The sequence below is a fragment of the Flavobacterium sp. P3_A6 genome (assembly GCF_056403035.1).
In genome coordinates this window covers 99,365-118,302 of the sequence record NZ_JBFUGG010000014.1, presented here as the reverse complement: position 1 = coordinate 118,302, position 18,938 = coordinate 99,365, and the positions used below count along the sequence as shown (strand labels likewise).

Genomic DNA, 18,938 nt, shown 5'->3' with positions numbered 1-18,938 from the left:
AAAATAGAATTATTTTAGGACTTTTTGAAAGGATAGAAAAACAGTTTATTTTACTGTGAAAGTAACTTTTCTAACTAATTTTCTTGCTCCGTTAGATGATTTATCAACTGATGTGTCTTCTCCTGCAGAAATAACATTTACTCTTGATGCGTCTATTTTAGATTTTACCAAAATATCTTTTATTGAGTTTGCTCTAGCAGTAGCCAATTTGTCGTTATAGGCAGTTTTTCCTAACTCATCAGCATGACCGATAATATCAACTGAAGCCGAAGGATTGTTTCTTAGGTAAGTAAGGACAAAATTGATGCCGTCTGTTGAATCATTTGATGCCGTAGTTGAATTATAATCGAAATAAGCACAAATATAACCAGTGTTGATTAACCTCTTAACTGATTCATTGTTTTTTGCAATAACTGTACTTTCAGAATTATCTCCATAAGTTTTTTGCAAATAACTTTCTAATTCATCAGGAATGTTGTTTTTGTTAACGTCGATAGATTGTCCTTTTGTGTTAACCATTATACCAGCAATAGTATTTGGTTCTTGGTCTAGATAATCAGGAACACCATCTTTATCAGTATCTTGCATTGTGCTTTCTATGTCAGCTATCTTTTTGGTTAATGCGGCAAATTCATTTACATCAACAATTGGTTGTGCATACCAGTCTGCATGTTTTTCATATTTGCCTAAAGAATATGATAAACCAATAGTTGCGTTTAATAATTGTCCTGAGGAAACAGATGATTTATTGGTACTATATCCATCAAAAGCAGCATCTTGTTTTGTATTAATTATAGCTGAAAAATCTCCTGTTAAGGCAATTCTGTTTGATAATTTAATTTGAGCTGTTAGACCAGCAATAAAATTAACCATTAAATCATTACCTCTTGTGTTATCAAAACTAGCTTGTGCTAATCCAGTTCCAGCATGAGCTAATAAACCAAATGTTTGTGTGAAGTCTTCAAAATTCATTATTCTGCCAAGGTTAGCAACACCTTGAACATCAAATCTGTAATAGTCAGTGTCAAAATCTTTAGAAGAATCCTTACTTGTAAATTTATTATATCCGAAATCAGCTTTCAAACCAAATTTATTATTAAACATATATCTTGCTCCAAGATCTACAACAAAAGGGCTTGGTGCGGATGTGAAATATCCAGCTGTCATTGGTTTTACTGGTTTGTTAACACCTCCGGCAACTTCGATAGTCCATCTGTTGAAGTTGTTTTCTGTACTTTGTTCTGTCTCTGTTTGTGCTGTCAAAGTTGTCAAACCTGAAGCAAAAACTAATGCAAATATTGTTTTTTTCATGATCGTAATTTAAAATTCGGGCAAAAATACAAAATTTAGAGTCAATTTATAATTTTTGAAGCTCATTTGTGTAAGAAAAGAATATTATTATCATTAAATAAAAGTTATATTTTAATGCAAATTACTGACAATAAATAAGTTAATGGTATTTTGTTGTTTTTTAACGAATTTTATGCGTGACGAATTTCTAAGAAAATTGATACAAGGAATTGAAGCTTAGCATAATGTATTTAAGCAGGTTTCAAATTTTATTGCTCATTTGTGCCATTATTAAGCTAGTAATAACAAAATTTCGGTTATTTTTTCGAAGGCATGAAAATTTTTGTGCTCGACTTTATGATCAATTTTTTCGTGAGCCCAAGTAGTGTGAAAAGGAATATGAACGGCATGTCCGCCAATTGCCAAAACGGGTAATACATCTGATTTTAAAGAATTGCCAATCATGAAAAACTCATCGGGCTGAATCTCCAAACGCTTAATCAAGTCCGAATAATCAGTTTCCTGTTTGTCTGACATCACTTCGATATGATGAAAATAATGTCCCAAACCCGATTTGTGTAATTTACGGCGCTGATCGAGTAAATCGCCTTTGGTGGCTACAACTAGTTTGTATTTGCCATGCAAAGCTTTCAAAGTATCTTCAACTCCATCCAGTAAAACAATAGGTTTTTCGAGTAATTCTTTTCCGTATGTAATTATTTTTTCAATGACTTCCACTCGAATCGTATTATCCGAAATGTTCATTGCTGCTTCTATCATCGAAAGAATATATCCTTTAATTCCGTAGCCGTACAATTTTAGATTACCGATTTGAATTTTAAATAATTCATTCGAAATTCCTTGATGCGAAAGGTAATCTTCCATTAAACCGCAGAACTTTTTTTCGGTTTCATCAAAGTAGGTTTCGTTTACCCATAGGGTGTCGTCGGCGTCGAAGGCTATTACTTTTAGGTTCATATGGTTTATTTGTTTTTTTATAATGATTTAGACGTTGTAGTGTACAACGTTTCGATTGTTGATTTTAACGAATATAATAAATTTTCACGCCTCTTCATAAGCCTATATATAAATAAAAGAGACGCTGCATTGCAGCGTCCCTACATAAAATATAATGTAAAATAATTAATTTATCGTCTCACCATTCCCAACGCCATCAGTATCGGGATTCACGAAAACCAATTTTCCTTCGGTATTGTTGGTCATTAAAATCATTCCCTGGCTATCTACGCCACGAAGGTTTCTTGGTGCCAAATTTACTAGAACAGTCACGCGTTTTCCAATAATATCTTCGGGTTTAAAACTTTCGGCAATTCCTGATACTATTGTTCGAACATCAATCCCCGTATCTACTTTCAAAATTAAGAGCTTATTGGCTTTCGGCATTTTTTCGGCTTCCAGAATAGTTCCTACACGGATATCCATTTTGGCGAAATCTTCAAACTGAATCAAATCTTTCTGAGGTTCCGCTTTTTTGTTCTCGGCAATATTTGCAGTTTTAGTAGTTTCCAGTTTGTTTATTTGTTTCTGAATTTCTTCATCTTCAATTTTAGAAAAAAGTAATTCCGCTTCACCAATTTGGTGTCCCGCTACAATTAAATCAGATGTTTCCGAAATCATATTCCAATTCAATTGGTCTTCAATTTTCAAAATACGAGTTAATTTATTTGCTGTAAACGGCAAGAAAGGTTCGCACAAAACGCTCAAAGCTCCGGCAATTTGCAAGGTCACATACATTTGGGTTTGTGTGCGTGCTGCATCAGTTTTGATCATTTTCCAAGGCTCTTCGTCGGCCAAATATTTGTTTCCAAGTCGGGCCACATTCATCATTTCGCCCAATGCTTCTCTAAATCTGTATCTTTCCAATGAACTCGAAATCACGGCTGGATATGCTTTCAATTCGGTCAAAGTTGTCTCGTCAACTTCTGAAAATTCATTTGGCTGAGGTACAATTCCGTTGTAGTATTTATTGGTTAGAACCACCACACGATTAATGAAATTTCCAAAAATTGCTACCAATTCGTTGTTGTTTCTCGCCTGAAAATCTTTCCAAGTAAAATCATTATCCTTAGTTTCGGGAGCGTTGGATGTCAGAGCATATCGTAAAACATCCTGTTGATTTGGAAATTCTTCCAAATATTCGTGCAGCCAAACCGCCCAGTTTTTAGAAGTTGATAATTTGTTTCCTTCCAGATTTAAGAACTCATTTGCAGGAACATTGTCCGGTAAAATATAGCTTCCTTCGGCTTTTAGCATCGCCGGGAAAATCACACAGTGAAAAACAATATTGTCTTTCCCAATAAAGTGAACCAGTTTTGTTCCTTTGTCTTTCCAGTATGGTGTCCAGTCTTTTCCTTCTCTTTGAGCCCATTCTTTGGTAGACGAAATATATCCAATTGGCGCATCAAACCATACATATAATTTCTTTCCTTCAGCGCCTTCAACCGGAACATCAATTCCCCAATCCAGGTCACGCGTTACTGCACGAGGCTCTAATCCGCCGTCAATCCAAGATTTTACTTGTCCGTAAACATTAGGCTTCCAGTCGTTTTTATGCCCAACCAGAATCCATTCATTMAAAAAGTCCGAATAACGATCCAAAGGCAAAAACCAGTGTTTGGTCGATTTCAAAACTGGTGTTTCTCCTGTAATGGTCGATTTTGGGTTGATTAAGTCGGTAGCATTTAGCGTAGAACCGCATTTTTCGCATTGGTCACCATAAGCTTCTTCATTACCGCATTTCGGGCAAGTGCCAACTACAAAACGGTCTGCCAAAAACTGATCTGCTTTGGCATCATACAATTGTTCGGTTGTTTCTTCAATAAAATCACCTTTGTCATATAAGGTTTTAAAAAATTCCGAAGCAGTATCGTGATGAATTTTAGCCGAAGTCCTAGAATAATTATCAAATGCAATTCCAAAATCTGAGAACGATTTTCTAATAATTCCGTCATATTTATCGATTACTTCCTGTGGTGTAATACCTTCTTTCTTGGCTTTCATCGAGATCGCAACACCGTGTTCATCGCTTCCGCAAACAAACAAAACATCTCTTCCCTGCAGACGCAAGTAGCGCGAATAAATATCGGCAGGTACATAAACCCCCGCCAAATGCCCAATGTGTATTGGCCCGTTAGTATATGGCAATGCCGCCGTAATTGTATATCTTTCTGGATTCTGTGTCATGATTCAATTTTATTGAGTGCAAAAATAAGCAATAGAATCGAGAGTTGTATGGTTTTTATTAGGAGCAGTTTCCCGCACATGAGGCTGAAAGCCGAACTGGCGAAGCAATTCGTTGCAATCTTTTGTTTTTTTCTTTAAAAAGCAAAAGTATTTCCACTTTTCTCAGGGCTAGGGCATTTCGTTTTGTTCAATGCGTTTTGTTTCTTTATCAGTTCATTATGTTTTTGGAAAAGGCGGAGTAATCACAATTAGCAATTTGTTATCTTTGCAGTGCACAATTAACTAAGATTTCAAATCATGGCAAAAGGACCTGAAAAAAACACTAAAAATAAGACTTTACATACCAAATTGCTAAATCGAAAAAAGACAAAACTTCAAGAAGAGAAAAAAGAAAAAGCATTGCGTTTGAAAGCTTTAGTTGCAAAAATGAATCAGAAAAAGAATAATAGTGAATCGGATTCCATTTAATAATCCAAACTAATTGATAAAGAAAGTTGCAATTAGCATTAGTTTTTTAAGAATTGATAATTATAAAAAAAACCATCTGATGTCTCGGATGGTTTTTTAGTATAGGTCGTATTGTGTTTTTATAATTTGAAAGTAACTCCAAATTTTGCACCGCTGGTTCCGGTGTTTCCTCCCAGTTCTAAATTGATACCAAAGTTATCGGTAAAGAAATAACGTCCTCCTACTTGTAATCCGAGACCTAAAGAATCGTTGTCAGGATGTGGATATCCATTGTAATCGTCATAATTCCAGATGTAATACGTAAGATTTGCTCCTGCATAGAAGTCAAATTTGCTTGGAATATGCAGAATTCTATTGAAATGATAATTCCCATTAGCGCCAATTCCAATTGCTGATGAATTGTAGTGGTAAGCATAGCCGTTATAGTCATTATCTGTTTGAAATGACAATTGGCCTCCAAGGGTGAAATCCTTAGCGATTCCATAATCAAGACCAAAATAAACTGGAACTCCCCAGCCTGAAATTCCTACACCGGCATTTAATTGTACTCCACCTTCTTCAAGCGGACTTTGAGCAAATACACCATTTGATATAAAACCAAATGCAATAATTAGAATAAATTTTTTCATAATTTTTTTTTTAAAGTACAACGCAAAAATATGATTTTATTATAATTTTATTTATGTTTTTTTTCAATATAAATGTTGGAATTCAATATTTTAGAACACACATTACAATTTTATGTTTAATAATTGCATAATTTGCAGGTATTTAGCAAATATGAGTTTTCTGCGAAAGAAAGTTAAGTTGCCTTATTCCAAAATGGCACTCAGGCTTTTTCTATCTTTTGTTTTCAAGCTTGCTCTAAAACGTGCTAAGTTATTTTCTTTTGAAAGATCAATTCCTATGGTTTCAAAAGACTTTAAAAAATCTAAATTTTTATTTTTAGCAATGATAAAATACCAATCTTTCGGTTGGAGTTGGTCTAAATGTGCTTGTAGGTAACCAATTTTTGAAACAGAACGCTGAAGTGTATTCTTTAAAGGATTAGCTTCCAGTTTCAAAGAATTATTGTTGACTAATGCTTTTGTTTGTGCCAAAGGGAAATTGACATAAACACTATGATCGTCAATGATATTTTGGCTTTTTAGGTAATCAAAAATCTTTTTAGGATTAGAAGTCTGCATAGAGAAATAAAAAGAAGGTTCACGATTCGTATGGACTACCATTTTTTTTATGGGATTAAAGTCATCGTCATAGTCATAACTGATGGCGGAGTCTTTCTTCTCTATTATTTTGTTTAGCAATAATTCAGTTTTGGTTGGGTTTTGGGTCAAAATAGAATCAAAATCAAAACCAATCATTTTGCTGATTTTGGTTGCATTTTCAGTAATGAATTTTTGATTGCGAATCATTTTAAAATCAAATCCAAAAGACAGTAATGCATTTGGATTTTGAGTGAATTGCCATTCTTTTTGAAACTTCGATTTGAAATGCAGTTGCCCGTCAACCGCTATTTCGTTGTCTTTCAATGTTAGGTTCAGAATTCCGTCTTCTTTGAGCAAACTGTTTTTTTTGATCCAAAACGTTATGGCGTTGGAGTTGCCAATTGTTTTTGCAGTTTTCGCAGCGTCCAAAAAAAGCTTTTTCAAAAATAAATCTTCAGCAGTTTTTACCGCAATTTGTTTTTGGGTTTCGGGAATGTTCGAAACCAGAATTTGGTTCAAATGCTTAATAACGCAAAGATTCAATGCTTTGGAATAATAAGAATCCATTCCGTTTTGAAGCTTAGTTTTACTAAAATGCTTTTCAGTTATCGTTTTTTCAAATATTGTTTCATCTTCAAGCTCTATGGCAACAAGCCATTGTGTGAGGGGTTGGTTTTCAATGTGGAAAAAAGCCAAATAATCCGGAGTTTTTATTCCGAAACCAGAAAGGTCAAATTTCTTTTTTATCGAAATTCTACTTGTATTCCATTCCCATTCGGATGGGTTTTTTAGGCATGAAAAAACAAAATGATTCCGAATGTTTTTGATGTCGGTCATAGCAATGGCATCCGCATTTTGAGAAATACATTTTTCGTCAAAATTTTTGTAAAAACCATACCAATACAGAAAAGCCATACTCCCAATGGCAATAAGGAATATGGCAATTCTGCAGAAATATTTTTTTGTGCTTAATTCTAAAATTTTCAGCATTTTATGGTATACCATTGTTAAACATATAAGTCATATAAGTTTTAATTCGAATAAAACTGAGAAAAGCCATTAGTTCATTTAAGCAAAGTAACTTAAATTTAGAAAGAAGGCTCTTAACTTATATTCTCTTTTTTAAAACATTTATCTGGCAATTTTTTTTAAAAACTTAAATGACTTATATGTTTAAATTAAATACGGTTTACTCCGTAACAATTGTTTCTTTTTTGTTTTCGGCATATGCTTCATTGATGACATCAAAGAAATATTGCAGGCTGTTCGTGTGTTCTCCCTTAATGGTGTAGGATGCATCCGAAACAATAGCCCCATTTTTGAATTTGGTTTCTACTGTAATTTGCCCAGCGTTTTTCAATGCGATGTTATAGTAATTGCTTTTGGCGTCTTTGTCCAATTCAGTTTTGGATGCGGCTACTATTTTTTGAATATCGAACCAAGCGGCAGCATTATTTTTGGAAATAGATTTTTTGAAATCAGCCTGTAATGGCATTACAGTTTGTTGGATAAGGTTTTCAATATTTACTTTAGAAGTTGTTATCATTAGGACACCGTTCTTTAGTCCAAAATATAAGTTTTCAAGAAGATTGTCTTTTTCAAAATGAATAGTGTAATAGCCGTTGGTCAATTGATAATCGGTAGCGGTAAATTTACTTTTATTCAGAGGAAGCTGGAGTAATTTGTTAACAAATGACTCATTTCGCGTATTCATCACAAATGTAAAGTCAGGCTGAATTTCATCTTTGGTGCCTTTGGTTTCTATTTGCTCATAATTATCATTATAAGTGATGTCAATATAGTCTCTTTGTACTTTTTTGAGATCGTGAAGAACAAAAACCGCATTGCCCGGGATAAGGTCAGCAATGGCTTTTTCGTCTAAAAATAGGGCAACGGCATCAATTAAAACATCAGCTTCATTCCCGCTGGCATCTTTTGTGTAGGATTGGTAAACCGAATTCAAGGTGTTTTTTAATATTTTGTATTCGTAGTCCATAATCGCTTGCGTATCCATTGCGATGGAGTAATACCCCAAGATATTATTGCCTATATAATTTAATAGGTTTTTGTCTACTTTCGAATCACACATTTCTTGGTATGATTTTTTTGTTTCTTCGTTTTTGGGCGCCAAGACTTGATTCAGCCTGATTTTGTCTTTTTCAAAATACCCGTTCAGATAAAAATTGCTGTTTAGCATTCCGTTTTTGTAAATACTGGCTAAAGCGGTATTAGAACCTGCAAAACTGGAGTACAGCTGTGTGGTTAATGCATCCAAATCGGCAAAAATATAAAAATCAGATTTGGGGCTGCTGTTTTTAAATATATTCGAATTTATTGCAGCTGTTTCTGTTTTGGAATCGAAAGATTCTTTGAAAATCGATTCAACAACTGGGTCAATTTTTAATCTTTCGATGGAATCGTTCTTTCTTAATTCGAGTTCTAATAGTTTTCGGTTGGTTTCTTCCAATTCCGCATTAGCTTTTTCTTGGGCTGCATAAATTTCTTCTTCGGTTGGCCCTGTATAGATGGGGTCTTCAACTGTCTTTTGGGTTTTCTTTCCCTTTTTGTTTTTTCCTTTTTTTGTTTTTTCTTTTACAGGAATTGGAGTTGACTTTACTTCTTTGGGTGCATAGGCAGCCGCGACAGTATCATAGTTGACAACTGCAGAATCTACCATTACGGCAGCTGAGTCTATGCTTGGTAAATCGGCATACGGCTCTATGTTACTATAACTGCTTTTTTTAGGTTTGGTGTAGCTGGCATTTACCAAAACGGCAAATTTGTCATTCCACGCCAAATGATGGTTTTTGGAAGTGCTGACACTTGTATAGTTTGCTTGTTTTTTTACTTTTAAGCTGTCTCCGTATTTGGCTTGAACTATTTTTTCAAACAGCCCTGCATTATTTAGCGGAAGCATCACTACATAATTCATTACTGTATCTTTGCTGATGTAGTATTGATATTGTTTGCTGGTAAGATCAATTCCGGTTTGGCTTAAATCTTTGGGCAAAAATTTCAATTCTTTTTCCAGTAAAGCCTGCATCCAAGGATATTCCTGAATAGTTTTGATAGCTATTTTCTCGTTTAGGTTTTTGCCGTTAAAGCACAAGGCAAAAGGAGCATTGTCTGGAACTTTGCTGGCTAAATCTTGGGCATTTATTGCTGTGGAAAAGCAAATGGCAATGAATAGGATAAGATTTTTCATTTATGTAAAGTTATTTGTTAGTGTTGATGTTTGTAGGTCTTGTTCAATGATTTTGTCGTATTGTTTGTTGTCTCACAAAGTTTTTTAGATCTGTAGGTATCTTGTTTTGAGCAAAAATTGTTTATATCTTCTAGTCAAAAATCAATTCCCTATCATTTTCAATTAAGTATAATCGTATTTTCTATCTTCTCGTTTCCGTTAATCACGTTGATTATGGAACCGTTTAGTTTAATGGCTTTGTTGCTTTTGGACGTGACTGCATTTTTGTTGGTAAAAGATTTGATGACCGAATCAAATTTGTAAACCGAAGTGTATTTGGCGGTTTGGAAAACTTCTTTATCCGCTTTTTCCAATTTATCGTATAAAGCTTTTATAGGTACTTTTTGACTGCGGACAAACTTTTTGTCATTGAAAGTAAAATAGTCCGTGGCAATTGTTGGGCTTATTTTTTTGCTGTTTTTCAGTTTTAAAAAAACGGCGTTAAGGTTGCTGATTTTTTGAAAATCTAAGTCGATGGCAAAAATATAGTTTGTTAAGTCAATATTGGTTTTTACGTTGGAAATTCCTTCAGTGTTCTGTGCCAGTGCCTCTATTTTAGAAGCTTCGTTTTTAATTTCCTCTTTCGAAGGAATGTTATAGCCGTTGATTTTCTGCATCTTCAAAACCGAATTGATTTTGGTTTTGCTTTGGCTAAAATTAATTACAAAATTAAAATGCCCTGTTCCRTCGTCTTTCATTTTTACCTCTTCAATCACTTCAAAACAGCTTTGGAATAAAAAGACAAAACATAATAAGGGGATAAAATAAATTTTTTTCATTACATATTTTGTTGCAAAGTTTTGGTCAATACCTGTAATCAATGGTACTGCAAAGGAAAGGATAAAATTTCTTTTTCAGATTTATTTAATACGTTTTTTATCTCATTTATTTGATTTTAATCGATTTTTCAGTCTCTTTGAAAGTCAGTTTAAGCCATATAAAACCAAAAGTTCCAGACAGAAACGAAGCAATTAAAATGGCAATTTTTGAGTAGGTTATGACTTCCTCTCCATCGTTTTTAAAAGCTAATAAGGTGATAAAGATAGACATCGTAAATCCAATTCCACCAAGCATTCCTGCGCCCAAAATGTTTTTCCATTTCAAATCTTTAGGCAATTTACTAATGCCCAAACTCACGGCAAGGAAAGAAAACAGCCAAATTCCCAACGGTTTTCCTATCACAAGGCCCAAAATAATTCCAAGTGAGTTTTGATGACTTAATCCTTCGTGCCAGTTTGTGTCGATTGGAATACAGGTATTAGCTATTGCAAATAAAGGAAGGATGGCAAAAGCTACCGGTTTGTGCAGAGAATGCTGCAGTCTGTAGGAAGCTGTTTTTTTTCCTCCATCGCCAAACGGAATTACAAAGGCCAGTAATACTCCCGTTATTGTTGCGTGAACTCCCGAATTCAGCATAAAATACCATATAAAAGCACCTCCAATTAAATAAGGTGTTAGATGATGCACTTTGCGTCTGTTCAGGATAAATAGAAAACCCAAGATGATAAAAGCATAAAGTAAATTGTCTAATGCGATGGTTTGTGTATAAAATAGAGCAATGACAAAAATTGCTCCCAAATCATCAATAACGGCCAGTGCTGTCAGGAAGATTTTTAATGAGGCAGGAATGCGGTTGCCTAATAATGACAAAACACCAATAGCAAAAGCGATGTCGGTAGCCATAGGAATTCCAGCTCCGTTTTGGGTAAGTGTTCCGAGGTTTAAAATCATAAAAATTCCTGTGGGTACAATCATTCCTCCCAAAGCTCCAAAAATTGGGAGTATGGCGTTTTTGATACTGGCCAATTCTCCATGATATAATTCCCGTTCCAATTCTAAACCAATCAGTAAAAAGAAAATAGTCATTAACCCGTCATTTATCCAATGTGTAATGGAATGATGTCCGATTTCGGTGTTCCAAAAAGCGATATATTCCGTTTGAATGGAAGAATTGGCCAACAGTAAGGAAACTGCGGTTACGAAAAGAAGCAATAGGCTACCCGCTTTTTCGCTATGAAAAAATGCAGTAAACGTTTGGGTTAATTTCATTGCTTGTTTGATTTATATTGCAGATTGCTAATTTAAGCATTGTAGGTTAATTATTCTGGATTCAAATTATAAAGAATAAGACAGAGCATGTGTTATGTTACCCGAGATATGCAATTTTTAATAAAAATTCCATACTGAAGCCAGTACCTTTCAGCAAAATTTGAGCACACTAGCGAAGCGGATTGACAAAGTAGATTAATTTGTCTAAAATCTCAAAATTCAGCTTTTCAATAAATAAATTTGCGAATCTGCGGTTATTATTAAAGCTCATGCGTTTGACCTGTTATTAACCGTAATTTTTTAATTAATTTTGAAACTCTAATTTAGTAATATTTTTATATGGACATCAAAATCCTTCATATTGACAGCAATCATCCCTTGCTTTGGGAACAATTGGAACAGGCAGGTTTTATAAACCACGCCGATTTTACTTCTTCCAAACAGGAAATTGAAGCTAAAATTCAAGATTATCAAGGAGTCGTTATTCGAAGCCGTTTTAAAATTGATAAACAATTTTTGGACAAAGCCACCAATCTGCAGTTCATAGCCAGGGTAGGAGCGGGTCTGGAAAGTATTGATTGTGATTATGCCATTTCAAAGAATGTGGCATTAATAGCTGCTCCAGAAGGAAATTGCAATGCAGTTGGTGAGCATACTTTGGGAATGATCTTGTCTTTGTTCAATAAATTAAACATAGCCGATAGCGAGATCCGTTCCGGCGAATGGAATAGAGAAAAAAACCGAGGTCACGAACTCGACGGCAAAACGGTCGGGATTATCGGATATGGGAATATGGGGAAAGCATTTGCAAAAAAACTCCGTGGTTTTGATGTAGAAGTGTTGTGTTATGACATCAGGGAAAATGTGGGAGATGCTAATGCCAGACAGGTTTCACTACAGGAATTACAGCAAAAAACTGATGTGTTGAGCCTGCACATTCCATGGACTCCTGAAACGGACAAAATGGTGGATTCGGATTTTATTAATGCTTTCGCAAAAGACATCTGGATCATCAATACCTCAAGAGGTAAAAACATCATAACTGCCGATTTGGTTACCGCGATACAATCTGGTAAAGTGCTTGGTGCAGGATTGGATGTTTTGGAATATGAGAAATTGTCTTTTGAAAACCTTTTTCAAGATAAAAACACTCCAGAAGCTTTTCAGTATTTATTGGATGGACGAAAAGTGATTTTGACCCCGCACATTGCTGGTTGGACTTACGAAAGTCATGAACGATTGGCACAAGTAATCGTGGATAAAATTAAAGCCCTGTACGGGAAAGTTTAGTTTTGTGAGGTTTTTAATTGCTAAAATAGAGTGTTTTGAGATATTTTTTATAAATTAGTCGAATTAACAATCAAATACCAAATTATGGAAAGTAAACCTGAAGAAACTTGGAATACGCCCAGGAATCCAATACCAACATTCAAAGTTGACCCAATTGTAGTGTTAATTTTGAGTTTTTTAACCTGTGGACTGTATTTAATCTATTGGAATTTAAAAGCATCCGAAGTATTAAATGCAGTTGCAGAAAGAGAAATTATCTCGAGCCCTATCGCCATTTTTGCAGGTTGTTGCTACCCTATAAATTGCTATTTCTTTTATTTGGCAGGAAAAGACGGTTTGCCTGCTGTTCAAAAAAGACTTGGTTTGCCAGTCAAAGATGATTCATTGCTTTATTTGATTTTAGGCTTGTTTTTTCCAATGGTCGCAGCAATGATTTTACAAAACGAAATCAACAAGTTGTATTAATAAAGAAATGAAAAGACAACGTAAAATACTCGGAATTATAGGAGCTGTATTGACTCTTGTAATTCCGTTTTTTTTAATGCTGCACAATCAGAATAATCATCTTGAAACGGATCAGTCTTTATGTCCCTTCAAGATGCTTACCGGTTTCCCTTGCCCTGGTTGCGGTATAACAAAGTCATTGGTTTATTTTTATGAGGGTGATTTATATAAAAGCCTTTATTATCATATTCTGGGGCCGTTCGTGGTTCTTTTTTGCGTAGTAACGATATTTGTTTTATTAGCAGAATTAATTACAAAAAAAGAATATTTAAATGGAATTTTGTACAATAAAAAACTAGCCTATCTTCTGGCTTGTTTTCTGATTTGCTATCAAATAGTACGAATTACTTATTTTGTAGAAAATAATACTTGTGATTCCATTTTAAAAGAATCTATCTGGAAATAAAAAAGCCCGAAATTTTCGAGCTTTTTTATAATTCTAAATCTGATATATTCTGTTCTCAATCATCTAAAATCTACTCTTCCTTATCATTTTGCTTGCGTTCCAATTCGGCCTGAAATTCTTCCATCACGGGCTTCATTGTGCTTTCCGGAATATCTGCAATTCGAATGTACATCAATCCATCTATGGCATTGTTAAATAAAGGGTCAACATTAAAAGCAACAAGTTTTGCGTTTTGCTTAATGTATTTTTTAATCAATACCGGAAGCCTTAAAATTCCCGGTTCCAGTTCGTCAATCAGCTTGTCGAATTTATTTAAATCGGCTTCAGCTTCATCAAAAATAAAATCTTTGTCCGCATCTTTTAGTTTGACTTTGAACTCCTTTTTAGGATGTACATACTGCGCAATATAAGGATCGTAATAGTGGGATTTCATAAACTCAATCATCAAAGATTTTGAGAAATCCGAAAATTGATTGCTGATACTCACGCCACCCAATAAATATTTATGTTCCGGATAGTGTAAAGTAGTATGTATGATTCCTCTCCACAATAAGAACAGCGGCATTGGTTTTTGCTGATAATCTTTAATGATAAAAGCCCTTCCCATATCGATAGACTTACTCATCATGTCGTGAAGTTCAGGCTCAAAACGGAATAGTCCGTTCAAATAAAAACCTTCGATGCCATATTTAGGATAAATATGGGATCCCAATCCCATGCGGTAAGCTCCAGCAATTTGTTTGGTATCATCATCCCACAAAAAGAGATGGCGGTAATATTGGTCATATTTGTCAATATCAATGGACTCGTTGGTTCCTTCGCCTACTTCTCTAAAAGTGATTTCGCGCAAACGGCCAATTTCATGAAGGATATTCGGAATTTGTTTGGCTTCGGCAAAAAATACTTCGTAATTTTTGCTTTGCAAAAGACGAAGATCAGCTGTTCTCAAAGCTTCTACTTCGGCAATCATTTTCTCTGTGCTGGCAGGAGTAACAATTTTTTTTGGAGGTTTTGGAGGTATCAAGTTGGCGGTATTCAAAAAATTATTTTCTTTTTCAAATGGATTCGCCAGCATATAGGTTTTCTTTCTCAAGAATTCTGTGTACTCCTCAATCGATTTATATTCGTTTTGCTCAGCAACCGAAATAGGTTTTCCAACCCTTACTTTGATTATGCGGTCTTTCTGTGTCAATAATTCCGAAGGAAGTTTGGCAGTTCTAAGGGTGTCATTTATTTTCGATAAAAAATAAAATAAACGGCTGTTTTTGGCATGAAAATAAATAGGTACTACGGGAACTTGAGCTTTTCGGATTACTTTTATAGCGCCTTCTTCCCAAGCTTTATCTACTACAAGTTTGCCGTCTTTATAGGTCGAAACTTCACCGGCAGGAAACATTCCCAGCGGTTTTCCGTCTCTAAGGTGGCGTAGCGTTTCCTTAATTCCCACCACACTTGACTTGGCGTCTTTGTGGTTTTCAAAAGGATTCACCGGCATGATGTAAGGTTTCATCGGGTCAATGCGGTGCAGCAAAAAATTGGCTATTATTTTAAAATTGGGCTCCTTTTCGAGCATTAATTTCAATAGCAAAATACCGTCAATCCCTCCAAGCGGATGATTCGAGATAGTAATATAGGCACCATCTTTCGGCAAACGTTTAAAATCTTCTTCCGGAATCTCAAATTTAATTTGAAACTCATCTAATATAGCATTCAAGAACGGCAACTTTTTCAAATGTTTGTTGCGGTCGTATATTTTGTTTAATGTCGAAATCTTCAAAACTTTCATCAGCAACCAACCTGAAAAAGTGCCGAAAACTCCGTACTTGTCCGTATTTATTGCCTTTGCAACTTCCTTCGCGGTAACTAAACCCATTTATTTTTCTTTTTTGAGCAAGAGACAAAGATAGCAAAATACTCCATTTTTTTATGTTTTTTTTTGAATCAATCTTTTTACTTTTTACTACTTTTGGATTCCACAGCAGAAAATAATCCAAGGTTCTGATAGAGGGGGGTGTAGAAGAATCTTCTTACTGTGCATACTGTTTCGGATATAAAACAAATTTAGATACATGAAAATAATCTCATACAACGTAAACGGAATTCGGGCTGCAATCACCAAAGGATTTATTGAATGGCTGCAGCACGCCAATCCAGATGTTATCTGTTTACAGGAAATCAAAGCAACCGAAGAACAAATCCCCGTATCCGACATCACAGCCGCTGGCTATCCTTACCAATACTATTATCCAGCTACCAAAAAAGGCTATAGCGGCGTAGCGATTCTTTCCAAAATAAAACCCAATAACATAGAGTACGGAACTGGTATTCAGCACATGGATTTCGAAGGCCGAAACCTGCGTGCCGATTTTGATGACTGCTCTGTAATGAGTTTGTACTTGCCATCGGGAACCAATATTGATCGTCTGAGCCACAAATTCATGTATATGGATAACTTTCAAAGCTACATTGACGAACTCAAAAAAAGCATTCCTAATCTAATCATTTGCGGAGATTATAATATTTGTCATGAGGCGATTGATATTCATGACCCCATCAGAAATAAAAACGTATCGGGTTTTCTGCCAGAAGAAAGAGCTTGGCTGGATAAATTCATGAAATCTGGTTTTGTAGACAGTTTTCGTCATTTTAACAGCGAGCCGCATCAATATTCGTGGTGGAGTTACCGAGCCGGAGCCCGCGGTAATAATAAGGGCTGGCGCATTGATTACAATTTAGTGAGCGATTCCCTAAAACATAAACTCAAAAGAGCCGTTATATTGCCAGATGCCATGCATTCCGATCATTGTCCCGTTTTGGTCGAAATAGAGTGAGATAATTTCAATGAGAATATCAATGGCAATTTGAAATAATGAAAATTTTTAGGAGCTAATCCAGCTATTCGTTGCAATCTTTTTATTTTTTAAAGAAAAAAATAAAAAGGATTTTCACTTTTATCTGGGCTAGGGCATTTCGTATCTCAAGAACGGTTACCCAAATACGACACATAAATATTTAAATTTAACAAAAATGATTAAAAAAATTTCCATCGGACTTTTAATTTTGGCATTGGCTACTTCTTGTGTTTCCAAGAAAATCTACAATGAACTGGAAACCAAGTTTGCCGATTTAAAAAAAGAAAACAGAGCCATTTCTGATGAAAATGCAGCTCTTTTGGCCTCCAAAACGCAATTGGAATCTGAGAAGGAAGCATTAAAAAAGAATTTGGATGATGTTAATGCTAATTTGGCCAAAGTGCAAGCCGATTATGAAGCTGCCAAGAACAAAATGAAGGTGATGCAGGATTCGTATGCCGCTTTAGAAAAAAACAGCAATGAAGCATTGGAAGCCAACATGAAAAAAAATCGTGATCTATTGGCACAATTGGATGCAAAAGCAAAAGCATTAGCATTGGAACAAGAAAAATTAAATGCAAGCGGCCAGCGGTTAAAAGAGCTGGAAGACTTAATTGCTGCCAAAGAAGCCAGTATGAAAAAACTGAAAGAAACGCTTTCTAAAGCTTTAAATGGTTTTGAAGGCAAAGGTTTGACAGTGGAACAAAAAAATGGAAAAGTTTATGTTTCTATGGAAAACAAACTGCTTTTTAATTCTGGAAGCTGGGCTGTAGGAAGCGAAGGGAAAAAAGCAGTTGTAGAAGTAGGGAAAGTATTGGGAGATAATCCTGATATCTCCGTATTAATAGAAGGGCATACTGATAATGATCCGTATGAAGGTTCAGGTCCAATTGCTGATAACTGGGATCTTTCGACTAAAAGAGCTACGGCTATAGTTACTATTTTGGGCGAAAATAAAAAAGTAAACAAACAAAATCTTACGGCAGCAGGAAGAAGTGAATATTCGCCACTGGCAAGCAATACAACTGCCGAAGGAAAAGCAAAAAATCGTAGAATCGAAATTATTCTGACTCCTAAATTGGATGAAATTTCAAAAATGCTGAATGAGTTTTAGTAGAAGATTCTAAGTTGCTAAGATACTAAGTTTTGAAAAGGTTCGCTGTTTATATGCGGACCTTTTTTGTTAAACATCAAAATCCAAATTCGAATCATGGCAGTTTGCTTTTTGCATAGCGATAAAAAAATCGTGCAAATCTGTTTGATCTGTGGGCTATTTTGCAATCTAGATTAAAATTAAGCTAGGTAAATCCACAATCGATGAACTAATTTTTATCTTTGCTTTCAAACAAAACTTAGCGTCTTAGAATCCTAGCTGCCCAAAAAATGAAATACACCACTTTACCGAACACTGATATCAAAGTCAGTAAAATATGCCTTGGAACAATGACTTTTGGGCAGCAAAACACTGAATCCGAAGGACATGCCCAAATGGATTATGCACTGGAGAAAGGAGTTAATTTTTTTGATACAGCCGAGATGTATTCCATTCCGTCAAAAAAAGAAACCTATGGAAGTACCGAGCGAATTATTGGTGCTTGGTTCAAGAAAACAGGAAAAAGGGAAGAAGTAGTTTTGGCTTCCAAAATTGCAGGTCCAAATCCTAATTTTGGCTACATGCGCGAAAAGCTGGATTTTTCACCAGCGAGTATTCAATATGCATTAGACAAGAGTTTGGAGCGGCTTCAAACCGATTATTTGGATATTTATCAATTGCATTGGCCGGAACGCAAAACCAATTGCTTTGGACAGCGCGGACTTAAAATTCAAGAAGATGCCTGGGAAGATAATATTCACGAAGTTTTGGAAGCATTAGACGGTTTTGTAAAAGCGGGAAAAATAAAACACGTGGGAGTTTCCAATGAAAATCCTTGGGGATTGATGCGCTTTCTGGAAGAAAGCAAATACCATAATCTGACCAGAATCAAAACCATTCAAAATCCATATTCTTTGCTGAACCGCCTTTTCGAAAATGCTTCAGCAGAAGTCTGTCTTCGTGAAAATGTGGGATTATTGGCGTATTCACCATTGGCTTTTGGCGTTTTGTCTGGCAAATTTTTGACAGGTGAAAGTCATCCAAATGCTAGGCTGAGCCTGTTTCCGCAATATACAAGATACAGTAGTGCAAAATGTGCAGAAGCTACCAAATTGTATCAAGAAATAGCCAGCAAACATGGATTGACATTAACGCAATTGGCTTTGGCTTTTGTGCAGCAACAGCCTTTTGTATCCAGTAGCATTATCGGCGCAACAACAATGGAGCAGCTTAAAGAAAATATTGCCACCATTGATGTTTCCTTATCGAATGAAATTTTAAAAGAGATTGATGCTATTCAGGCTGTTATTCCTGATCCAGCTCCTTAATA

At 35.3% G+C, this 18,938-nt stretch carries 16 protein-coding genes; 7 read left to right on the top strand and 9 right to left on the bottom strand.

All coding sequences use genetic code 11. From position 1 onward, the window contains the following. Window positions 1-45 precede the first annotated feature (45 nt). The 3 genes from AC1DVP_RS14440 to metG all read right to left on the bottom strand — a co-directional run bounded on the left by AC1DVP_RS14440 (window position 46) and on the right by metG (window position 4,494). Window positions 46-1,311 (bottom strand): OmpA family protein, encoded by a 1,266-nt coding sequence (locus AC1DVP_RS14440; protein ID WP_477184187.1) that lies wholly within the window; start codon window positions 1,309-1,311, stop codon window positions 46-48. A gap of 270 nt (window positions 1,312-1,581) precedes the next feature. Next, a complete protein-coding gene (locus AC1DVP_RS14435) occupies window positions 1,582-2,268 on the bottom strand; it encodes an HAD family hydrolase (RefSeq protein ID WP_477184186.1) in 687 nt (228 codons plus the stop codon). A 165-nt stretch (window positions 2,269-2,433) separates the two neighbouring features. Then, window positions 2,434-4,494 carry a methionine--tRNA ligase gene (gene metG / locus AC1DVP_RS14430; protein ID WP_477184185.1) on the bottom strand — a complete coding sequence of 687 codons (2,061 nt, stop codon included), beginning with the start codon at window positions 4,492-4,494 and terminating at the stop codon, window positions 2,434-2,436. 297 nt (window positions 4,495-4,791) lie between these two features. Between metG and AC1DVP_RS14425 the strand changes: the two genes are divergently transcribed. Next, window positions 4,792-4,962: a hypothetical protein gene (locus AC1DVP_RS14425; protein ID WP_477184184.1), complete on the top strand. Its 171-nt coding sequence runs from the start codon at window positions 4,792-4,794 to the stop codon at window positions 4,960-4,962. Window positions 4,963-5,081: 119 nt separating this feature from the next. Here the strand turns inward: AC1DVP_RS14425 and AC1DVP_RS14420 are convergent, their stop codons facing one another. From AC1DVP_RS14420 to nhaA, 5 genes are all read right to left on the bottom strand, one after another. Continuing rightward, the gene (locus tag AC1DVP_RS14420; protein ID WP_477184183.1) at window positions 5,082-5,591 is read right to left on the bottom strand and encodes an outer membrane beta-barrel protein; all 510 of its coding nucleotides are present in this window, start codon (window positions 5,589-5,591) and stop codon (window positions 5,082-5,084) included. Window positions 5,592-5,774: 183 nt separating this feature from the next. Beyond that, entirely contained in the window at window positions 5,775-7,160 is a 1,386-nt protein-coding gene (locus tag AC1DVP_RS14415; protein WP_477184182.1) for a hypothetical protein, read from the bottom strand. A 199-nt stretch (window positions 7,161-7,359) separates the two neighbouring features. Beyond that, on the bottom strand, window positions 7,360-9,375 hold the full coding sequence (locus AC1DVP_RS14410) for a hypothetical protein (RefSeq protein WP_477184181.1): 2,016 nt from the start codon (window positions 9,373-9,375) through the stop codon (window positions 7,360-7,362). Between the two features lie 158 nt (window positions 9,376-9,533). Next, window positions 9,534-10,112 (bottom strand): hypothetical protein, encoded by a 579-nt coding sequence (locus AC1DVP_RS14405; protein ID WP_477184180.1) that lies wholly within the window; start codon window positions 10,110-10,112, stop codon window positions 9,534-9,536. Window positions 10,113-10,299: 187 nt separating this feature from the next. After that, window positions 10,300-11,463, bottom strand: coding sequence for a Na+/H+ antiporter NhaA (gene nhaA / locus AC1DVP_RS14400; RefSeq protein ID WP_477184179.1), 1,164 nt, complete (start codon window positions 11,461-11,463; stop codon window positions 10,300-10,302). Window positions 11,464-11,802: 339 nt separating this feature from the next. On the opposite strand from nhaA, the gene AC1DVP_RS14395 reads away from it, so the two are divergent. The 3 genes from AC1DVP_RS14395 to AC1DVP_RS14385 all read left to right on the top strand — a co-directional run bounded on the left by AC1DVP_RS14395 (window position 11,803) and on the right by AC1DVP_RS14385 (window position 13,663). Further along, the gene (locus AC1DVP_RS14395) at window positions 11,803-12,753 is read left to right on the top strand and encodes a 2-hydroxyacid dehydrogenase (RefSeq protein WP_477184178.1); all 951 of its coding nucleotides are present in this window, start codon (window positions 11,803-11,805) and stop codon (window positions 12,751-12,753) included. Window positions 12,754-12,837: 84 nt separating this feature from the next. Further along, entirely contained in the window at window positions 12,838-13,218 is a 381-nt protein-coding gene (locus AC1DVP_RS14390; RefSeq protein ID WP_477184177.1) for a DUF4234 domain-containing protein, read from the top strand. 7 nt (window positions 13,219-13,225) lie between these two features. Then, entirely contained in the window at window positions 13,226-13,663 is a 438-nt protein-coding gene (locus AC1DVP_RS14385) for a DUF2752 domain-containing protein (RefSeq protein WP_477184176.1), read from the top strand. A gap of 70 nt (window positions 13,664-13,733) precedes the next feature. Here the strand turns inward: AC1DVP_RS14385 and AC1DVP_RS14380 are convergent, their stop codons facing one another. Further along, entirely contained in the window at window positions 13,734-15,536 is a 1,803-nt protein-coding gene (locus tag AC1DVP_RS14380) for a GNAT family N-acyltransferase (RefSeq protein ID WP_477184175.1), read from the bottom strand. 196 nt (window positions 15,537-15,732) lie between these two features. Between AC1DVP_RS14380 and AC1DVP_RS14375 the strand changes: the two genes are divergently transcribed. The 3 genes from AC1DVP_RS14375 (at window position 15,733) to AC1DVP_RS14365 (ending at window position 18,936) form a co-directional block, all read left to right on the top strand. After that, complete coding sequence (locus tag AC1DVP_RS14375) at window positions 15,733-16,494, top strand: exodeoxyribonuclease III (protein ID WP_477184174.1); 762 nt, start codon at window positions 15,733-15,735, stop codon at window positions 16,492-16,494. Window positions 16,495-16,690: 196 nt separating this feature from the next. Next, the gene (locus tag AC1DVP_RS14370) at window positions 16,691-17,629 is read left to right on the top strand and encodes an OmpA/MotB family protein (RefSeq protein WP_477184173.1); all 939 of its coding nucleotides are present in this window, start codon (window positions 16,691-16,693) and stop codon (window positions 17,627-17,629) included. A gap of 269 nt (window positions 17,630-17,898) precedes the next feature. Beyond that, window positions 17,899-18,936 (top strand): aldo/keto reductase, encoded by a 1,038-nt coding sequence (locus AC1DVP_RS14365; RefSeq protein WP_477184172.1) that lies wholly within the window; start codon window positions 17,899-17,901, stop codon window positions 18,934-18,936. The last annotated feature ends 2 nt before the right edge of the window (window positions 18,937-18,938 follow it).